Annotated in this window: 18 protein-coding genes; 11 read left to right on the top strand and 7 right to left on the bottom strand. The window is 52.8% G+C overall.

Annotation, left to right across the window (positions count from 1 at the left end):
- The first annotated feature begins 22 nt into the window (after positions 1–22).
- The 11 genes from LBQ97_07940 to dnaN all read left to right on the top strand — a co-directional run bounded on the left by LBQ97_07940 (position 23) and on the right by dnaN (position 13,683).
- Positions 23–1,822, top strand: a complete 1,800-nt coding sequence (locus tag LBQ97_07940; protein MDR1832639.1) for a thiamine pyrophosphate-binding protein — start codon at positions 23–25, stop codon at positions 1,820–1,822.
- A gap of 37 nt (positions 1,823–1,859) precedes the next feature.
- Positions 1,860–2,726, top strand: a complete 867-nt coding sequence (gene aroE, locus LBQ97_07935; GenBank protein MDR1832638.1) for a shikimate dehydrogenase — start codon at positions 1,860–1,862, stop codon at positions 2,724–2,726.
- Between the two features lie 76 nt (positions 2,727–2,802).
- Positions 2,803–3,624, top strand: coding sequence for a sugar phosphate isomerase/epimerase (locus LBQ97_07930; protein ID MDR1832637.1), 822 nt, complete (start codon positions 2,803–2,805; stop codon positions 3,622–3,624).
- A 4-nt stretch (positions 3,625–3,628) separates the two neighbouring features.
- Entirely contained in the window at positions 3,629–4,555 is a 927-nt protein-coding gene (locus tag LBQ97_07925) for a hydroxymethylglutaryl-CoA lyase (protein ID MDR1832636.1), read from the top strand.
- 154 nt (positions 4,556–4,709) lie between these two features.
- Complete coding sequence (locus LBQ97_07920; protein MDR1832635.1) at positions 4,710–5,999, top strand: D-alanyl-D-alanine carboxypeptidase; 1,290 nt, start codon at positions 4,710–4,712, stop codon at positions 5,997–5,999.
- Positions 6,000–6,241: 242 nt separating this feature from the next.
- Complete coding sequence (locus tag LBQ97_07915) at positions 6,242–9,658, top strand: hypothetical protein (GenBank protein MDR1832634.1); 3,417 nt, start codon at positions 6,242–6,244, stop codon at positions 9,656–9,658.
- A gap of 22 nt (positions 9,659–9,680) precedes the next feature.
- On the top strand, positions 9,681–10,013 hold the full coding sequence (locus tag LBQ97_07910; protein MDR1832633.1) for a hypothetical protein: 333 nt from the start codon (positions 9,681–9,683) through the stop codon (positions 10,011–10,013).
- 10 nt (positions 10,014–10,023) lie between these two features.
- Positions 10,024–10,626, top strand: a complete 603-nt coding sequence (plsY, locus tag LBQ97_07905; protein MDR1832632.1) for a glycerol-3-phosphate 1-O-acyltransferase PlsY — start codon at positions 10,024–10,026, stop codon at positions 10,624–10,626.
- A gap of 21 nt (positions 10,627–10,647) precedes the next feature.
- Positions 10,648–11,661, top strand: coding sequence for an NAD(P)H-dependent glycerol-3-phosphate dehydrogenase (locus LBQ97_07900; protein ID MDR1832631.1), 1,014 nt, complete (start codon positions 10,648–10,650; stop codon positions 11,659–11,661).
- 2 nt (positions 11,662–11,663) lie between these two features.
- Positions 11,664–12,575, top strand: coding sequence for an RNA polymerase sigma factor RpoD/SigA (locus tag LBQ97_07895; GenBank protein MDR1832630.1), 912 nt, complete (start codon positions 11,664–11,666; stop codon positions 12,573–12,575).
- Positions 12,559–13,683, top strand: a complete 1,125-nt coding sequence (gene dnaN / locus LBQ97_07890; GenBank protein MDR1832629.1) for a DNA polymerase III subunit beta — start codon at positions 12,559–12,561, stop codon at positions 13,681–13,683. The genes LBQ97_07895 and dnaN overlap by 17 nt, the downstream gene beginning before the upstream one ends.
- 66 nt (positions 13,684–13,749) lie before the next feature.
- On the opposite strand, the gene LBQ97_07885 is transcribed toward dnaN, so the two are convergent.
- The 7 genes from LBQ97_07885 to tuf form a co-directional block, all read right to left on the bottom strand.
- Positions 13,750–14,646 (bottom strand): DUF6282 family protein, encoded by an 897-nt coding sequence (locus LBQ97_07885; GenBank protein ID MDR1832628.1) that lies wholly within the window; start codon positions 14,644–14,646, stop codon positions 13,750–13,752.
- A gap of 34 nt (positions 14,647–14,680) precedes the next feature.
- Positions 14,681–15,964 carry a TRAP transporter large permease gene (locus LBQ97_07880; GenBank protein MDR1832627.1) on the bottom strand — a complete coding sequence of 428 codons (1,284 nt, stop codon included), beginning with the start codon at positions 15,962–15,964 and terminating at the stop codon, positions 14,681–14,683.
- The gene (locus LBQ97_07875; GenBank protein MDR1832626.1) at positions 15,965–16,432 is read right to left on the bottom strand and encodes a TRAP transporter small permease; all 468 of its coding nucleotides are present in this window, start codon (positions 16,430–16,432) and stop codon (positions 15,965–15,967) included.
- 102 nt (positions 16,433–16,534) lie between these two features.
- Entirely contained in the window at positions 16,535–17,530 is a 996-nt protein-coding gene (gene dctP, locus LBQ97_07870) for a TRAP transporter substrate-binding protein DctP (protein ID MDR1832625.1), read from the bottom strand.
- A gap of 169 nt (positions 17,531–17,699) precedes the next feature.
- Positions 17,700–19,754 (bottom strand): DUF3450 domain-containing protein, encoded by a 2,055-nt coding sequence (locus LBQ97_07865; protein ID MDR1832624.1) that lies wholly within the window; start codon positions 19,752–19,754, stop codon positions 17,700–17,702.
- Between the two features lie 48 nt (positions 19,755–19,802).
- Entirely contained in the window at positions 19,803–20,159 is a 357-nt protein-coding gene (locus tag LBQ97_07860; protein MDR1832623.1) for a hypothetical protein, read from the bottom strand.
- A 116-nt stretch (positions 20,160–20,275) separates the two neighbouring features.
- On the bottom strand, positions 20,276–20,506 hold a 231-nt coding region (gene tuf, locus LBQ97_07855; protein ID MDR1832622.1), incomplete at its 5' end, for an elongation factor Tu.

The following is a 20,506-nucleotide window of genomic DNA, read 5'->3' as shown; positions in this document are numbered from 1 at the left end:
ACCTGTTAAGGAGGACAGACCAATGAAAAGACTGTTGTCGGAACAAATTACCGACTATCTCGAACGCAGAGGCGTGGAATACGTTTTCGGCCTTTGTGGACACACGGTTATCGCAATGCTGGATGCGTTGCAAAAGAGTAAATTAAAATATATTTCGACTCGCCATGAACAAATCGCTTCCACGGCCGCCGACGGCTACGCGAGAGTCAAAGGAAAAGCGAGCGTCGTGATGTGTCATCTGGGCCCGGGGCTGACAAACGCCACTACGGGAGTTGCCAACGCAGCTTTCGATTCGATACCGATGGTGGTTATAGCAGGCGATGTGCCGAGTTATTATTACGGCAAGCATCCGCACCAGGAAGTGAACCTGCATTGCGACGGCTCGCAATATGATATTTACAAGCCCTTTGTCAAAAGGGCGTGGCGTCTTGATACGCCGGAAATGATGGGGGAAATCCTCGACAAGGCCTTTCGCCTGGCCGAATCGGGCCGCCCCGGGCCGGTATTGATTTCCGTGCCCATGGATATGTTTTCACGGGAAGTGGACACGCTCTTTTTTGAAAGGACGTATCTGGATTCTCATGATACCATAAAGCCGTCCCTCGACGAGGATACAGCGGTTAAAATCGCAAAAGCGCTCATTGAAGCAAAAAATCCCGTGATCCACGCGGGGGGCGGCATCCTCCTGTCCAAAGCCAGCGAAGAACTCAGGGAACTCGTGGAATTTCTTGAAGTCCCCGTATCACGGACGCTTATGGGACAGGGCTGTATTTCCGACCGGCATCCACTCCTGATGGGTATGACAGGCTTCTGGGGCACGAATTTCATCAACGAGCGAACCGCCAACGCCGACGTCATCCTGGCTTTGGGGACAAGATTCGCCGAAGCGGATTCCAGCAGCTGGTACAAGGGCGTTTCCTTTGATCAAGGCAAAACAAAATTCATCCAAATTGATATCGATCCTACGGAAATCGGGAGAAATTATCCCGTCGTCATCGGCGCTGTCGCGGATCTGAAAGCCGCGCTCAAAGCGATTTTAAAAGCGGCGAAAACTTTAAAAACGGAAGGAATCAAGCGACCGGAAATAATCAAAGCCATCGCTGAATATAAAGCGAATTTCAAAAAAGCAAACAAGACTGTGGAAGAGGACAAGCGCTATCCAATGACGCCTCAAAGAATATTGAAGGATGTCCGTGAGGTCCTGCCCGAAGACGGGATTATTGTAACCGATGTCGGATGGAATAAAAACGGCGTCGGGCAACAATTTGACATCACGGTCCCGGGAACGATTCTGCATCCGGGCGGACTGGCAACGATGGGATTCGGCTCAGCCGCTTTACTGGGTGCGAAGCTGGCGGCCCCCGACAGAAAAGTCATCACACTGATCGGAGACGGCGGTTTCGGAACAAATCCTTCCGTCCTTGCCGCTGCGAAAGAATACAATATCCCCGTTGTCTGGGTTGTGATGAACAATTATGCTTTCGGAACGATCGCCGGATTGGAATCCTCCCATTACCATCATACGTTCGGGACGGTCTTCAAAATCAATGAAAAACCTTACAATCCGGAATGGTCTGAAGTCGCCAGAGCTTACGGGATCAAGGCGAAAAAAATCACAAGCGCCGAGGAATTCAAAAGAGCCTTTGAAGAGGCAATCAACGCCAATGAACCATATTTGCTGGATGTTCCGATGGAAAATATTCCGGTGCCGACAGACGGCACATGGAATATTAACGATATTTATACCCCCAAAGATAACATTTACGAAGGCGTGTTGATTTCCGGCGAAGCCGTCCGTTCAAAGCATGTGACAACGAAATAATAGCCTGAGTCAAAACTATAGCCACGGAAGTGATTGGATGAATAACAGAATACAAGGAACCACGGGATTGATCGGGCTGATCGGAAACCCTACAAAGCACAGTCGGTCGCCGCATATGCACAATTCCGCTTTCGAAAAACTGGGACTGGATTACGTCTATTTGTGCTTTGACGTCCAGGATGGCGATCTGGAAAGGGCCATTGACGCATTCAAGCTTTTTCAGGCCAGAGGGTTCAATGTTACTTTTCCCCATAAACAAAAAATTTTGGCTTATCTGGATGACATTTCGGAAGACGCGCGGATTATCGGAGCGATCAATACCGCGAAAATTGATCCGTCAACCGGAAAGATCACAGGATACAATACCGATGGCAGAGGGATTATCGCATCATTTGATGAAAAACGAATCAAATATCGCAACGAAAAAGTAATTTTGTGCGGTGTCGGCGGGGCAGGACGCGCGATTGCAATATCACTGGCTTACAACGGGGTCGGAGAATTGATCCTCAAAGAAATCAACAAAACTCTCGCGGCTGAGATCAAGGAAACCATAGAACGTAATATTTCCGGCGCGAAAGTAAGGATCATAGCCGATGACGATATTACGGTTAAAAATGAAATGAAGGACGCGACATTATTTATCAACGCAACCCCTCTCGGGATGGAAAGCCGCGGCGGAAAATGCGTCGTTTCCTCTCCCGATGTCTTTCATCCCGGCGTCTTCGTCTATGACATCGTCTACGACCCGCGGGAAACGCTTTTGATGAAGTACGCGAGACAAGCCGGTTGCGAGACCACAAACGGCATCAACATGATGCTGTGGCAGGGCGCCATTGCCTTCAAGATCTGGTTTGGCGTGGACATGCCCCTGGATTATGTTCGACAGGAGCTTTTTGAACAATAAACAAACGATATCAAAATTGACGGGGATTTCCGGCGAAACGAGTGAGAAGCCGGAATCCCTGCCATCCGGAGGTAGTATGGAGTTCAAATTTTCTTTGGCGCATCTGACGATCCTCAAAACAACGCCCGTAGAACTGGCCAGAATCGCCGCCGTTTGCGGATATGATTACGTCAGCATCCGGCAGATCTACATGGGGGTTCCCGGTGAGGAACGATACGCCCTTTATGACGATCCCGACATGAAAGCCGAAGTCAAGGCCATCTTCAGGGATACGGGACTAAAATTGTCCGATATCGAACTGGCCCGGGTTCTGGACAACATGGATGTGTCCGCCTATGAAAAGGCTTTTGAGCTGGCCCGGGAATTGGGCGGATCCCATGTGCTTTCGAGCATCTGGACGGAAAATAAGCCCTATTACATTGAAAAATTCGGCGAAATCTGCGACCTCGCCAAAAAATACGACCTGACCGTCGATCTCGAGTATGTGCCGATTGCCGGGGTCCGAACCCTGGCCCAGGCCATGGAGGTTCTTCGCGCCGTCAACCGGGACAACGCGGGACTCATGGTCGATACGCACCATTTCCAGCGGGCCCGGGATAAATATGAAGATTTGCGGGCCGTACCCGACAAGTATTTCCATTTTGCCCATCTCTGTGACGCCACGGGAGAAATCCCGGCGGAGCGGGACGAACTGGTCCGGATCATGCGGGAAGAGCGGCTCTACGCGGGAGAAGGCGGGATCGACATCGCGGCGATTCTCAACTGTATGCCGCCGATGACCTACTCCATCGAGCTCCCCAACGCGGCCCGGGTAGCGGAATTAGGCCAGCAGGGTCACGCGAAGCGCTGCCTTGAGACGGCAAAAGAATACTGCGAAAAATATGTGAGCGGAAGGTAATCTGATGATGGAAGAAAGAAAAGTCATCCTGTGTGAAGTCGGCCCCCGGGACGGGCTTCAAAACGAAAAAAAAATCCTCACGACGGAGGAAAAGGTAAGCCTCATTGACGCCATTACGGATTCGGGGTTTCCGGTAATCGAAGCGGGGTCCTTCATGAACCCCAAAGCCGTCCCCCAGATGGCTGATACCGATGAAGTCATGCGGCGGATCCGGAAGCGGGAAGGGACAGAATACCGCGTACTCATTGCCAACCTGAAGGGCGTCGAACGGGCGGCGGCCTGCGGCTGCAAAAAAGTCAAGCTCAATGTGTCCGCGAGCAAAGGACATAATTTGGCGAATCTCAACATGACGCCCAAAGAATCAGTCGAAGGCTTTGCGGAATGTGTCCGGGCGGCGCGAGCAAACGGGATTGAAATCTCGGGATCCATTTCCATGCCTTTCGGCTCCCCCTGGGACCGGGAAATCCCCCTGGAGGACGTAAAAATCATCGCGAGGGCCTATCTCGACTGCGGGATTTCCGAAATCTCTCTTTCGGACGCGTCCGGCATGGCGGTTCCCAACCAGGTCTACAACATCTGCATGGAAATGAAAAAGAAATTTTCCGAAGTTACGTGGTGGCTCCATTTTCACAACACCCGGGGGCTCGCCATGGCCAATATCATCGCGGGCCTGGGCGCGGGGATCAAACGCTTTGACACGTCCTTCGCGGGCGTGGGAGGCTGTCCCTTCGTCCCGGGGGCGGCCGGAAACGTCGCGACGGAGGACGTCGTGCATATGTTTTCGGAAATGGGGATAGAGACGGGGATTGACCTCGACAAGGTCATCGGCTGCGCCAAACGGGTCCGGGAAATTCTCGGCCACGATACGGACAGCTATATCCTCAAGGCGGGAAAATCAAAGGATCTGGTTTTGGAATCGGGAAAAGGCTGAATTTATCCCCCCAAGCTTCCATGTCGTCGCTGATTGCGCCAAACCTCTGTAAATTTATCGTTTATGGAGGTTTTTTTTCTTTGAAAAAACATTGCAATTTCTCCGGGATATGCTATAATTTCATTGAATAATAGAAAACGCGACGGAGAAAACCATGAAACGAGTCCTTATCCTTTTCGGTATCCTGTTTTTCGGTATTTTTGATTTGTCCCGGGGGATGTCTGTCCCCCCGATCCCGACAAAAGCGGAAGTATCCGCCCCGGCGGCGGAAACTCCGAAAAAAGCCGCCCCAAAAAAGAAAAAAGCCGTGAAAAAAGCCGCGCCCGAGCCGATAAAGCTGGACATCATCCCGGTTCCCGACAGCGACAAGGAAGACACGGAAAGCGGCGAGACCGGCGTAGCCGAGAATATCGCCTCCGCGGAGCAATTATACGCCGCGGTGCTTTTGGGCGAAGAGCACGGGGAAATTTTCTTTTCCGAAAACAGCTCGGTCAAATGGCCCCTAGCCTCGCTGACGAAAATGATGTCGCTCCTCGTCGTCGACGACGCCGTCAACGCGGGAAAGATCGCCCTTACGGACAAGATCGCCATCCCAAAGGCCGCCATCGGCATAGGGGGCAGCGGAATTCCCATGAAATCGGGCGAAACTTTTACCGTGGAGGATCTGATCAAGGCCGCGGGGATCTATTCGGCCAACAACGCGATTTACGCCCTTGCCGACCATGTGGGGGGGAGTATTGCCGACTTCGTGGACATGATGAACGACAAGGCCCGGGAACTGGGTCTCGAAAATGAACTCGAATTTCACACGCCGGCGGGGCTTCCGACCCACATCACGAAAAAAGACATGGACATGGGAACGGCCATGGGGGTCTACAAGCTGGCCGTGGAATTTGTCAAAAGAAAGCGCCTGATGGCCGTGGCGGGTACCGCCGCCGAAACGATCCACGGCGGCAAGATCAAGCTCACCAACCGCAACAAACTCATCGGAGAGCGCGGGATCTACGGCATCAAGACCGGCTACCACTCCAAATCGGGCTACAACATCGCCATTGTCACGGACCGCAACGGGCTCCGGATCATTACGGTGGTTCTCGGCGGAAAATCCTACCGGGAGCGGGACGCCGTGGCCCTTGCCTACGTGGATTCCTTTGACGCCCACTTTGCCGTAAAGCAGATCCTCGACGAATCCCGGGCCCTGGCCCGGATCCCCGTAATCCACGGCGCCAGCGAATTTATCGATCTCTACCCCGATCGGACCTACGGCAGGGTCATCAAAGTCAACGACAACGTCAACATCAAGATCAAACGCAGCGCCAAGGTCATCGCCCCCGTGGAAAAAAACGAGATCCTCGGGACCTACGCGATCTACATCAGAGACGAAAAAATCATCGAGGGCAATCTCCGGACGCGGGATGACGTCAAGCTCAAGCTGACGTTCTAAATCTATAAAAATCATACACTTTTCGCCGGTTCTGAAAAGAACCGGCAGAATTTTTTTGTACAACCATCCCCGAAAAATAATTGTCTAATCTATAGACAAAACCATGCATTTTTTGGTATAATGGGGAAGAATCACTTCCGTAAGCAAAATGAACCTTCCTTCATCCATAGAGAACAAGACAATAAAGAAAAAACCAGAAAATAAGCTGTGCGCCAACTCCGGAAATAGATAAAGGGGAAAAGATGCCTACCAATTTCGAATATTTGAAGCATCTGAAACAATACGAGTTGTTTTCTGATGTCTGTATAGAAACGGAAAATATTCTCTCGACGTCGCTGGCCCTCTCCGTTTTGGGGTGCTACGAGGCTTTGACTTTCGCGGTGCGCTGGGTGTACGCCGTGGAGAATCTGCCGGGCCGGGAAAAATACAAAAAGCTCGATCAGTTGATCGCGGACCCCCTGTTCAAGTCCCTCGTAGACGAACAGGTGATCCTCAAACTCCCGTATATTGTCAAACTGTGGAAATTCACGCTTCAGTCGGAAGACGAACTGACCAAGGATGACGCGGTTTTGGCGCTGTCCATTGTTTTTGAGTTTGTGCTGTGGATCGATTACGTCTACGGTCTGACCTATACGGAAAGGGAATTCCGCGAGGAAGATATCCCCGTCGGCATGATCACGGTCCTGAACAAAGATCTGGCCTTTGAGAAGAAAAGCCTGGTTTTCCGCGACGAGGCGGTCTCCAAGCGGCTGGAGGACCAGATTTCCGGCGTTCGCAATTATTTTCTGATCAAAAAGGATCTGAACCGGAAACTGCGGACATTCCGCCCCGCCGATTTTTACAAAATGAGCGTCCGCTCCTTTTATATCGACCTCGACCTCAAATTCGCGGGCTGGGACCCCGAGCGGGACATCAAGAAAGACGTCGAATACGAGATCCGCAGTCCCCTTGAAGGCAGGGAAAAAGTCGCCATCGACTACCTGCTCCTGGGCAAAGACGGCTTGCCCCTGGCGATCATCGAGGGCCGCTACAGCCTAGAGGATCTCGAATACGGCAGAAAACAGGCCGTCCGCTACGCGGGCCACATCGGCAGCGACACCCGGCGAATACCGGCCGTTTTCCTCGTTCACGGCGGTTCCTTCTATTACATGGACAGCCTGCACGCCACGCCGAGAAAGATTGCCGGCATTTTCGGGCTCGAGGATCTGCACCGGATCAAAAATCTCAAGAAAAGCAAAAAAGACCTGATCACGGTGGCCATCGACAACCGGATCGCGCCGCTTCCCTACGAAGTGGAGGCCATCAAGGCCGTCACGTCGGATTTTATCGAAAACAAAACGAAAAGCCTGATCTTCATGACGAGCGGCAGCGCTCAGGGGAGAGTTTTGGCGGGACTGATCGACCTCATGTCCCGGGCCAACTACGTGACCAGCGTCCTCTATCTAATCGGGCGGGACGTCAATCTCAAGTATACGAAGAAAATGCTGAAGCGGCTCATTCTCAGCATGTCCATCGGCGAATACAGCAAGTACGCCGACGACGCCGGACGACTGCTCGTTTCCACGCCCGAAGACATCGTCAAGGAACTGGGTCACATCACCGGCAGCGGCGAGCGCTATTTCTCCCCGGGCGAATTTGACCTGATCGTCGTCGACAACGTCTGCCGGAATACGATCATCTCCTACGGAGAGATCTTCCGCTATTTCGATTCCGCCGTCGTGGGGATTTCCCCGCTGCCCAAGGACGACCTGGACCCCGACGTCTTCCGCTTTTTCGGGACGAACCGGGACGACAGCCGCTACATTTACCACTATGAGGAAGCCCTACAGCAGGACAACATCATCGTGCCCTACAGCGTCGTCACCATCGGCAACAAAGTCCTGGAAAACAACATGGCCTATGACCAGCTGACGACGGAAAACAAGAACCTCTGCGAGGAGACGTATACGGACGATCCGGCCAAGATGCTGAACTGGGTCCCCAACGACCTCGTGGACAATTACCTGATGAACGCGAACACCATCGACATGGTCCTCAAAGATATCATGAAAAGCGGGATCAAGGACTCCAAGAGCGAATCCGTGGGGAAAACCGTGATTTTTGCCCAGAACCGGAACCACGGGGAACGGATCCTGCAACGCTTCCGGTTGAAATATCCCGACGCGGGCAACGATTTTATCAGACTCGCGCTCTTTGACGACAGAGATTCCCTCGATGATTTTCTGGACCCCGAGCGCAATGTGAACATCCTTGTGGACGTGGGCTTCGCCTCCATGGGCATGATTATTCCCGAAATCCTCAATGTGGTCCTCTTCAAGAAAATCTATTCCAAATTCGAGTTTCATCAGATGATGAGCGTCGGAAACGTAGCCAATCCCAATATTACCTGTATCGAGCCCAAGGAAGGAGTCTATGTCGGGAAAAAGCGCTATTACATTTTTGACTATTTGGGCAATTTCGATTTTTTCAGCGCCGACAAGAAAAGCGAGGACAACCTCGAGCTCCGAAACATCTCGGAAGATATTTTTGTCAAATGCGTGGGCCTCTTGTACCACATCCAGCACAACAAGCTGACCGACAAGGATTATATGGCCTTTTCCGACAAGCTGACGGACTTCGTGACCGCCCTCGTCAAGAGCGTGACGACGGAATTGACCAACGTGCATCTGCAATTTTCCCATCTCGAAAAGTATACGCGCCGGGCTGTCTACGACGCGGGGTTGACCGCTGAGGACAAGAGCAATCTTGAAGTCCAGATCGCGCCCCTTGTCCGCATAAAAGGCGATGAATATAGTCTTCAATTTGATAATTTCATGTACGGCATCATGCTGGCCCAGATGGAATCCAAGCCCTTTGTAATCCGGGCAAAAAAGCAGCTTTCCGGCATATGCCACATGCTGCACAAGCATGAGAACATTCCCGAAATCAAAAACGAGCTCGATTATATCAAGTATTTCGGCAGCAGCAAATTTATTGACAACAGTTCCATTCTCGAACTGGAGATGGTGCGTACAAAATTAAGAAAACTAATCAAGTTTATTTTTGCGACGGATCCGGCGGAAAAAGAAACGCCGGATAAACCGGAATTGCCGAAAAATAAAGTTTCCGAGCCCGTGGTCGACGACGCGCAGACAGAGTCCGGAGAAAAGACCGAAAACGCAAGCGAACTCACGCCCGAGGAACGGGAACGGAATCTCCGGATCCGGGAATACAAGGAGAGAATCACGGACTACATCCGGACGAATCCCAATCAAGCGGCCATCTGGCGCATGCGGGTCAATTACAAAATGACCGAGGAGGACCACAAGTCCCTGGCCCGGGTGTTTACGAAACGTCTCGGCACGAAAAAAGACTATGAAGACGCCTACGGCAATCTCCAATTCGGGCTTCTGGTCCGGCAAGTGGCCAAAATCGAAGCCGAGCAGGTAAAGGTGGCCTTCTTTCCCGTGACCAACGACAAGACCCTGAGCGACGAGCAAAAGAATTTCCTCACCCGGCTGCGGGCCTGGGTCGTCGATAAGGGCTACATCGAGAACTGCGACGCCTTTGCCTATGAAATTGAAGAATTTGCCGATTTTACCAGTCTCTTTGACGAGGCCCGTCAGGAAAAAATTTTATCGATCCTGAGGACCATTTACAGCAACGCGCTGTTCAAATAGGCGCGTTTGGCGGGAGGAAATCATGTTTTTATGCTTTTTGGAATACATCTACGGGATCTGCTGGTTCATCGTCCGGAAAATGCCGGAGGCGACGGACGGCTGGCTTTCCATCCTGCAAAGCCGGGTGTTCAGCAACGACATCATGTTTTTTACGGGAATCGTGGCCATCATCGGCTTTGTGCTTTCCTTCTTCCGCTTTTTATTCTCCCGCAGCCGCAAATTTCGCTTTGTGGCGCTGATCCTGCACGCGGCCTATATTTACGTCTACATGAATTACTACCTTAAAGTGCCTGTAACAAGGATTTTCACGTATATCTCCGATCTTTTTCAATCGCTCAAATTATTCATAAAATAGGTGATCTGTGATGAAATCGCTGTTCTTTATTCTTCTTGCGTATTTTTTGGGTTCCGTTCCCGCCGGCGTCTGGGTGGGAAAATATTTCAAAAACATCGATATCCGCGAACACGGCAGCAAAAATACCGGCACGACAAACGCGTGGCGGGTCCTGGGAGCCAGGTACGGCGTCCTCGTCCTGTTCATCGACGCGCTGAAGGGCTGGCTGCCGCCTTTTTTAGCCAGTAAAGCCGGCGTTTCCGGCAATATCTTGGTCTTTATCGGCATGGTGGCCATCCTCGGGCATACGCTGTCCTGTTTCCTGCGCTTCAAGGGCGGAAAGGGCGTCGCCACAAGCCTCGGAACATTTTTGTTCCTGATCCCCAAAGTGACGCTGATCCTGCTTGTTCTTTTCATTGTGATTGTGGCCCTCAGCAAATACATCTCGCTGGGTTCCATTGTCTGCGCGGGCCTGCTTCCGATTCTGACGCTCCTGTTTCCGCCGACGAAATCGGGGATGACCCGGGGCCCCATATTTGTCATTACGCTTTTTACGGGGATCTTTGTGATCTGGAAACACCGGAGCAACATCGCGCGGCTCCGTTCCGGATCGGAAAATAAATTCAAGTTTTAGACGCCCGACCAAGGAGGCATTTTGGAAAAAGTAGTGATACTGGGCGCGGGCAGCTGGGGCACGGCCCTCGGCCTTATGCTGGGCGCTTTCGGGCGGCCCGTCGTCATCTGGGACCACCGGAGGGAAAGAGCGGCGGAAACCGAGGCTGCCCGGGAAAACAAGCGCTATCTGCCGGGCGTCAAATTCCCCGGCAATGTCCATGTGACCGCTGACGAGGAAGGCCTTCTCGAAAAAGTCAACTATGTCCTTCTCTCCGTCCCCTCGCAGGAGTTGCGGACCGTAGTCCGGCGCTTTACGACGCAGCTCACGGACAAAACCATTCTCATCAATACGGCAAAAGGCATCGAAATCAAGAGCGGCATGCGGCTCTCGGAGGTCATCAAAGACGAAATTCTCGGGAAATTCCACAAGAATATCGTCGTCCTTTCAGGGCCCACCCACGCCGAGGAAGTGGCCATTGGCATGCCCAGCACCATCGTGGCCGCAGGGGATCCCGCCAAGGCCAAAAAAGTCCAGAAACTCATGACCAACGACAGGTTTCGGGTCTATATCAACGACGACGTCATGGGCGTCGAACTGGGCGCGGCGGTCAAAAACTGTCTCGCCATCGGCGCGGGGATCTCGGACGGTCTGGGCTTCGGCGACAACACCAAGGCCTCCATCATCACCCGCGGCGTCGCGGAAATGGTCCGCTACGGAAAGGCCATGGGCGCAAGGGAAACCACCTTTTCAGGCCTGACCGGCATTGGCGACCTCGTCGTCACCTGTACGAGCCGCCACAGCAGGAACCGCCATGTGGGCGAACGTCTCGGCAAAGGGGAGAAAATCGACAAAATCCTCGCGGATATGGTCATGGTGGCCGAAGGCGTGCCGACGGTCAAAGCCATTTACGAATCCGCGAAAAAACTGGGGGTCTCCATGCCCCTGATCGACGGCGTCTACGCGGTCATCTACAAAAACGCCGACCCGAGGAACGTGGTGTCGGATCTTATGCGCAGAAGCACAAAGGAAGAATTTTACGAACGGAAGGGATAAGTATGGAAGATCGCGATTTGATCTCTCTTTATCTCGAAGACATCCGGAAATACAAGGTGCTCGACAAAGATGAAGAGCTGGAACTGCTGAAAAAAATAGAAGAGGGAGACCCCGAGGCAAAAAACCAACTCATTTTGTCTAACTTGCGGCTTGTGGTCAACGTTGCCAAGGGCTATACGAAAAAAGGGATGAGTTTTATCGACTTGATCAGCGAGGGGAATTTCGGCTTGATTCACGCCATAGAAAAGTTCGACATCCACAAGGGCTTCCGTTTTTCGACCTACGCGGTCTGGTGGATCAAACAGGCCATCAGCAAGGCCGTGATCAACAAAGGGCGGGATATACGTATTCCCTCGTACCGGCACGATCTCCTGAACCGCGTCAACCGCTATATCATGGCAAAGATCAAGGAAGACGGCTTTTACCCCTCCATCGAACGGATTTCCCGGGACCTCAAGATCACCGACGGCAAGGTGGAAAAAATCCTGCTGGACTTCCAGGACACCATGTCCCTCAACATGTCCATCGGCGAGGATATCTTCCTCGAGGACACGCTGATCAACGAGGACGGGAGTTCCCTTGAAGATAAAGTCATCGAGGAATTGGGCCGCCGGCAGGTCATCGACATGGTCAACGCCCTGGACGAAAGAGAAAAAGAGATCCTCAAGATGCGTTTCGGCTTGGACGGCTACGAGATCCACACGCTGGAGGAAATCGGCAACGAATTCCGAATCACCCGGGAACGGGTTCGGCAGATCGAAAAACGCACGCTCGAAAAGCTGCGCAGCGTGTTCCAGCGCATCATCGGCAATTATGCCCCGAGACAGAACCAAAAATCACAGGACAAAGCGGATAAAACGGCCAAAATAAAGAAAAATAATACCAGGAGGAAGAAAAGTGATAATCAAGATTAACCGGGCAAGTTTTCTTGGCGGGATCAAAACCGTGGAAAAAGCCATCGTGGAAAACAAGGTCAAACCCATTATTTCCTGTACCTATATGGAGACGAGAAAAAACGAACTGTTTTTTATGGGGACGAACCTTGAGACGACGATTACAACAGTGATTCCCTGCGAGGACGTCATCGAGGAAGGCAAGATCGTCTTCCAGCACCAGATGGTCGCCGAATACGTCGGTGAATTGAACGACGCGGAAATCACGCTGCGCATCAACGACAACAATCTTTTGATCGAAAATGAGGATTCCTCCTCGGAATTCGCGCTGATGAACGCCGACGACTATCCGAAGATCCCTGTGGACGTGGACTTCGACAAGAATACCGAAAATTTCAAGGCCAAGGCCAAAGATTTGGCTGACCTGCTTGAAAAGGTCAAATTTTCGGCGTCCGTTTCCCCCGAAAACATCTCGATCAACTGCGTCCGCATGGAGAGCGAAGAGAATACCCTCAAATTCATCTCCACGGACACATTCCGCATGACGTACATCGAGCATGAGCTGGAGGCCGTCAACGAACCCGTGAGCCTGAGCATCCCCTATTCCACCGTGGATTCGCTTGTGAAGCTCTTCCGGGCCAATGAAGACACCGAAGTCAAGTTTTACGCCATTGAAGGCAAGATTTTCTTCAAACTCGGCAATACGCTGACGATCAGCCGGGTTGTGGACATGAATTTCCCCAACTACAAGGCCATCCTCGAGACCGGCGATTACGACAAGAAGCTGACCATCGTCAACAATGAGTTTTCCATGCTCCTGCGCCGCGTCCTGATCTTCGTCCGGAACAATCAGGAATCCCGGTACGGCGCCACATTGGATTTCAACGGGGACGCCATGGTGATCGAGGGCGCCAATGACCTGGCGCGGATCAACGAGACGCTAAAGGTCAACTTCGAGGGCGAACCGATCAAAATCGCCCTCAACACGAAATTCATTCTCGACTTTGTGCAAAACCTCGACAAGGAAGACAATATCGTTATGGAAATGGTGAGCTCGGCCAAATCCGTTCGGATCACCGGCTCCCACAAATACATCTACATCGTGATGCCCCTTTCTTTGAAAAAATAAGTTCCGAGTATAAAAAATCTCTCCGACCGCCCGCTGGCGGAAGGAGAGATTTTTTTGGGTTAAACCCTAGTTTTTTACGACAGAGGCCGGGACTTCCCGGATGAGATTCCCTATTTCCCGGTCGGTGAAGCCGTTCCGCAAAAGCGCCTCAATCAGAAGCAGCATGGCTTCGGCCGGGCGTTCCCTGCCTTCCTGGCCCCGGTCCGTGCTTAAGTAAATACGGGCGGCGCCCACCTCACGGACCGTCTCCATCATGTAGGCTTCCGTGCAGTTTTGTTCCGCGATGTTGTACCAGCATTTCTCGATCACAACGCCGATTGCCGCCAATTCTTTCTGGACGTCAACCGGAATCCTTGTCCGCTCAAATTCCGGATGGGTGAGTACCGTCCGCACATTTCTGGCCCTTGCCGCCTTGCAGAGGATCACGGATTCCTCCGGCGAGAGATGACCGGTCGCGAGACAGCCGTCATATTTCAAAATCACATCAAAAATATCGTGAATCACGGGCAACAATTCCCCGTTTTCGTCGAGAATCCGTATCCCCGGCCGTTTGAAGAAATCGCCGGGCATATCCCCGTGCAAGAGAGAATTCCACGCGTCCCTGGTCGGGGCCCAGACCATAACGGCGCCTAGGTTGAGGGCGCTTTCCACGGCATAAGGATTCAGCCCGCCCACGGGCCAATTGAGGGCAACGCCGCCATAGGCCTTTGTTTTGTATTGCCCGGAGCGGTTGGCGATGATCGCCCGTGAACCGGTGGGTTCGTAGTGATTTTTGATGAGTACCCCCGCCATACCCAGCGCGTCCGCTTCCCGGATCAGTTCAAGATCGTCGAGGGCTCGTTTGGCATGGGACGGGATCGTGTGAATGTGGAGATCATAGGCGCCTTTGGCCAGTTCTCTGGCCCGGGCGCGCAATTCCGCATTTTCCGCGCCATTTCCGCATATTATCCTATTTTTGTCCATTTTTTTATTTTTCCCCCCACGGTTTCCGTTCCGGCTACATAAAGAGATTGGGGAGCCAGGTCGTCAGGCCAGGAACATAAGCAAAGAGCATGACAAGCCCCATTTCCACCAGGAGAAAGGGCATGACCCCCCGGACGATCTTGTCAAATTTCAAGCCCGTTATGGAGCAGGCCGTAAAAAGATTATAGCCGAAGGGCGGCGTCACGTAGCCGATAACGAGATTGATAACATAGATCATCCCCAAATGCAGCGGATCGAGACCCAGTTGCAGGCCCAGAGGCACAATGATCGGCGAAATGATGATTATCGCAGCGACGGTATCCATCAACGCCCCCACAAAGAAGAGGAGTAGCATCAGCATCAAAATATACGTGTATTTGTTGGAAACGAAGGTCATCAGGAAGTCGACGATTTTCGTCGATACCCGGGACGTGGACATGATCCACGACAGCAAATTGGCCGCCGCGATGATGAAATCCACCATGGCCGCCGTCTCCATGGATTTGATGAGAATCCGCGGCAAATCCCGGACCTTGATTTCCCGGTAAATGAAGAGACCCACGATCAGGGCGTAGGTCACGCCCACCGCCGACGCTTCAGTCGGCGTGAAAATTCCGCCGTAAATCCCGCCCAGAATGATGACCGGGATCAGAAGCGCTCCGAGCGCCGACCAGGTATGCCGCAGGAATTCGGAAAAGCTGAATTTTTCCCCCCTGTGGGCGAGAATTTCCGGATGCCGGAAAGCATGCCAGAGATTGACGACGATGAGGCCCATGGAGATCACGAGCCCCGGAACGATCCCGCCGATAAACATCTTCGGAATCGACAGATTCATCGTGACGCCGTAGATGATCATGGGGATACTGGGGGGAATAATGGGACCCAGCGCTCCCGACGCCGCCACAAGGCCAGCCGCCGTTTCCTTGGAATAGCCCTTGGCCGTAAGGGAAGGGATCATGATCCCACCGATGGCGGCTACTGTCGCCGGTCCCGAGCCCGTCAGGGCCGCGAACATGGCGCAGGAGACGATGGTCACAACGCCCAATCCGCCGGGCATCCAGCCGACAAGGCTTTCCGCCCATTTGACCATCCTGCGGGAGATGCCGCCGCTGTCCATCAATTCGCCCACAAGGACGAAAAGCGGCACCGCCAGGAGCGGAAAGGAATCCAGTCCGGTCACCAGTTTTTGGCAGACGAGGGTAAGCGGCTTCGAACCCGCCGCGATCAGGAAAATAATGCCCGATCCGAGAATCGCGTAGGCCACGGGGACGCTCAAAAATATAAATATGATCATTAAAGTAAACATTGTGCCGACCATTTACGCATCCCCTCCTTTCGCCGCTTTAGTAGCAAAAAGTAGTTGCAGCATGCGGATCAGGGCGTGCACAAAGATCATGACGCCGCAGAAGGGCACGGACGCGTTGACGAGGGCCATGCTGATCTTCATGGCGGCGCTGGTTTGATTGCGCGTCAGATAGGTCACTTTGATCCCGTAGCGGATCATGACGACCGCGATGGCGAGGATCAGCGCCTGTATCAAAATCTGCACAATCCGTTTGGCCCCGGGTGGAAAAAAGTCCGACAGAGCCGTAACCGTCGCATGGGAGCCTTTTTTGGTGCAGAAAACCGCGCCGAGGAGATTGGCCCAGATAAAAGTAAATCGGGCCAATTCTTCCGTCCATGTGAGGGCGCTGTTCATGACATATCGCGTAAAAACTTGCAGTACGCAGGACAAGATCAGCATCGCGAAAAAAATCACGATCAAAAAATTAACGATCCGGTCCATGATTCTACCGCATAGATCTAAAAATTTCATCGTTCACCTGCCGTTTCCGGTAAAAGCTTCTGTAAAATAGAATTGTCGCGCTTGCGCAGAGTCAGCGGGCGCTTATTTGGTTTCGGCCAGGACTTTCAGCAGATCATCCACATAAGTTCCGCCGATGGCGCCTTTCTGCTCGCCGTAGAAGTTTTTCAACTGAGCTTGAAATGCCGGGATATCCACGTCATCAATGATGTTCATGCCGGCGTCTTTCATCTTTTTCAGCAGTTCTCCTTCGACTCTGGCGTTGTGTGCGCGGTCAGCTTTTCCGGCTTCGACGGCGGCGTCCTTCAGGATGGCCTGCTCTTCTTTGGAAAATCCGCCCCAGATCTCCGCGGAGATGCACATTACGAGGGGTGAATAGAAATGCCCGGTCAGGTTGAGGTATTTGGCGATATCGGGGAAACCGTTGCTGTAGATTACGCTGATCGGAATATCAAGCCCGTCGATGGTTCCCTGCTGCAAGCCGGTAATTGTCTCCGACCAGGCCATGGGAACGGCGTTTGCGCCGACGGCGTTGTAAGTCGCGATGTACGTCTTTGTTTCCATACAGCGGATCTTCAATCCGGCAAAATCAGCGGGTTTGCGAACCGGAGTCTTCATGGTGACCAGATGCCGGAAGCCGCCTTCTCCCCAGGCGAGGGCAATGACGCCTTCTTTCGTATATTCGGCGAGAACGGCCTGGCCGATGGGACCGTCAAGGATATCGGCGGCGACTTTGTTGCCCGCGAAAATAAAAGGCAGGTCGAAAAGGCCCGAAGCCGCGACAAAATTGCTCGCGTAGGCGTTGGTCATGATGGCCATGTCCACGGTCCCCAGTTGCATCCCTTCAAACATCTCCCTTTCCTGTCCCAGTTGCCCCGCGCCCAAGAGATCGACCTCTATCCCGCCCTTGGTCTTTTCTTTGACGATGCGGGCGAATTCCGTGCCGAACACAAAGTAGGGATCATCGGGGTTCATTGCCGTCGTAAAGCCCACCTGAAGCTTCTTGGGCGCCGCGTTTAGTATCATGCTTCCCAAAATAAAAAACAGAGTTGCCGTCAGAATGCGTACATACTTTTTCATTTCCTGTCCTCCTGTGATGTCGTGATGTCATGTCAGAAATGTTGCCGCCGATAATGCCCGTCCTATACTGTAATTTGCATGGTTAAACGATTCTATTATACCCCGCTTTTGGCTTGCCGTCAAGGGCAGGCGCAAAATTTGTGTCTAGGCAAGCGACTTCCCCCGCCCCTCAATTGGGCGGCGGCAAATGATCGGGCAGGGAGCCGATCACCACAAGCTTCTTCTCTCGGTCCCACAAAAAGTAGATCCGCACAAGGTTTTCGCTGTCCACGCCGCTGCGCAGATGGAGATTGAGGCCGACCTCCTTCTTTTTGCCGGTAAAAGCGTTTTGGGAATAGTGCACTTTATATTCCCGGGGGTATGCCCGGATAATCTCCTCGCTGATGGGGCTCACGTCAAACCAGCGCTGATACTTGTAGGACGCCCGGGTCTTCGCTTCCTCTTCCGTAATTCGCTGAACTTGCATATCGTAGTATTCCGAGCCCAAAAAGGCGAGCGCCTTCCAGATCAAGTCGGGACGGTTGTTTTTCGTTTCGGCGAGCAGCTGCTTCGCCCGGGGCAGCAGGAGCAGACGCCCGGCAAATTCTCTTTCCGCCCATGGAGTGATCTCCGCCATGGCGGCGGGCCTGCTTTCCATCCGCTCATGCCAGCTCAGCCGCTCTTCCGTACGGGAAAGCTGTCTTTTCAAGTCGGCAATTGTTTTTTCCGCCTCATTTTTCTGCGTTTGCAGGGATTCGCTCAATTGCGTATTCTGAAATTGCAGAGATTTCAGCTGCTTATTGACGCCGGCGGCGCTTTCTTTTTGAAAATCCTGATATTGCTTTTCCAGTTCTTCGTATTTCCGCTGGAATTCCTCCAGTGCCTCGGCCACTTCCTGTTTTGTCCGGTAGACCGCGTTGATTTTTTCCGCGTTCAGGTGATGGGTGAGCGCCTGAATATCGGGCACAAATTTGCAATGAGCAAAATCGAATTCTTCCCCCAGCGGAAAACCGTACAGAAGCTCGGACCAGGGGGCGAAAAACGCCGCGTTTTCCTGAATCCGCCTTCGGGGAACGACAAAGGCGCTCTCTTCCCGTACGAGGGGCGGGCGCGTGAAAATGGCCATACCGCCCGCTTCCACGGCGCAACCGGCCAGATTTTTGTTGAATTCTTCCAAAGCCCCGTGGGACAGCGCGAAAAAATGCGCGAAACCCACCAAATGTCGGGCTTCCGCCGACAAGTCCGCGGCCAGGCGAGGCTCTGAGAATCGCTTTTTTGGCGTCTTTTCAAGCTTTTTCGAGACGGACTTCGCGTCTTCTGCTTTGTCGGGCTGCGCCTGAATCCCTTTGGGAATTTTGTCCGGTCGCGCAGCGTAAATCTCAGGAAAAAGGGCCTTGTCGAGTTCGATCCACACCGGAAGGCCGAAGGGTCTCTGTTCTTTCTGAAATTCCAAAGGTCCCGGAATCTTCGCGGGGATCCGGAAATCCATTCCGTGCGAAGGAACCCGGGCGAGAAAAGCCGCCGTCAGCCCGTCGGGGTCGATGGCTTCTTCCTCTTCCCCCTCGTCTTCGCGGTATTCAGCGAGAACCACGGCTGGCGTCTGCCGCTCCGCGTTTCCCAGCCATGCGGCCAACTTTTTGGCTTTCCTGCCGTCGTTCACGGGGATCATGTCCTCGATAAAGGGATAGAAGCCGCTCAGGCCCACCAGGGGATTCCGGATGAGCGTCTTGATGATGGCGTAGCGAAAAACCTCCGGCTGCGTCTCCGTTCCCGCGGGTTCCGTGACAATGGTCTTGAATCCGCATTCTACGACGCCCCCGTTTATGCAAAAGGCGATATTGGTCTCGATCATGCGACCGACCACGGGGGAACGGCTGTATTCGGTAACGCCGCCGATCGTTCGGGAGATGCCCTGATCCGGTTCTTTTAATTGCAGCGCCCATATTTTCTGCTCTGGCGCCGATCCGATATTCAGATCATAGCCTACGAGGGCGCTGTTGACTTCGACAAAATCCGTCGCCGATACCCGCCGGTAGTCTTCGGGCTCCGGCAGATTGATCTCGTCAAAGCCGCCGACCTCGTCCAGTTTCTCCCGAAGCCACGAAAGGGTCGTGAGGACACAGATTTTAAAAACGTCTTCCGCGGCGAGGACGCTTTTTTTGCCGGCGTAGGCGAACATCTGGAACGTCGGGAACGTGGCGTGTTTTTTCAAAATCAGGGGCTGCCGCTTGTTTTTCCTTTCCATGGGGGTTTCACATCCCGTTTTCTTTTGTCGGTGAATTTTGCTCGCCGATTACTTCTTTTTCCCCTTTTTCAGGAGTTCTTTCTGCTTTTTCACGATGGCTTTCCGGTTTTCTCCGAGATCCGCTTCGACAACGGTCATTCCATGATTTTTCGCGTATTCCTCATAGACGAGGGAATACGTGTAGGTCATGGAATCAAGGTCTTTCCTGTCCACGGCCCCTTTTCCGAATTTTTCCTTGATCATGTCCCGCGTCAAATCCATATCCACATAGAGCGTAACGCTGTCCCGCTTGACACAACCCCATTCGATGGCTTTCAGCGTAGCCGTATGGATCTTGGGTTTCGGGCAGGCCCAGGCAGCCGCGGTTGCCAGCAAAAATACCCATAAAATCATGACTTTTCTCATCAATCTTTCCTCCTTTGCGACGGATAAACCAAAAGGGCAAACTTTCGGGTCTGCCCTTTTTTGATTTTCCCTGTGCGCCTTTGCGCCTCCGTGCGAGGCTATTCAAGCGGTAAAGACTATTTTATGATCTCGGCTACAACGCCCGAAGCCACTGTTCTGCCGCCTTCGCGGATCGCGAAACGCAGCTGGGTTTCCATGGCGATCGCGTGGATCAGTTTGATCGTCATCGTGATGTTGTCGCCGGGCATTACCATTTCAACGCCTTCAGGCAGATTTACTTCGCCGGTGATGTCCGTCGTCCGGAAATAGAACTGGGGTTTGTAGCCCGTAAAGAAAGGCGTATGCCG

The sequence above is a fragment of the Fusobacteriaceae bacterium genome (assembly GCA_031272775.1).
Lineage (GTDB): Bacteria > Fusobacteriota > Fusobacteriia > Fusobacteriales > Fusobacteriaceae > JAISST01.
This window is presented reverse-complemented; position numbering and strand designations above follow the sequence as displayed.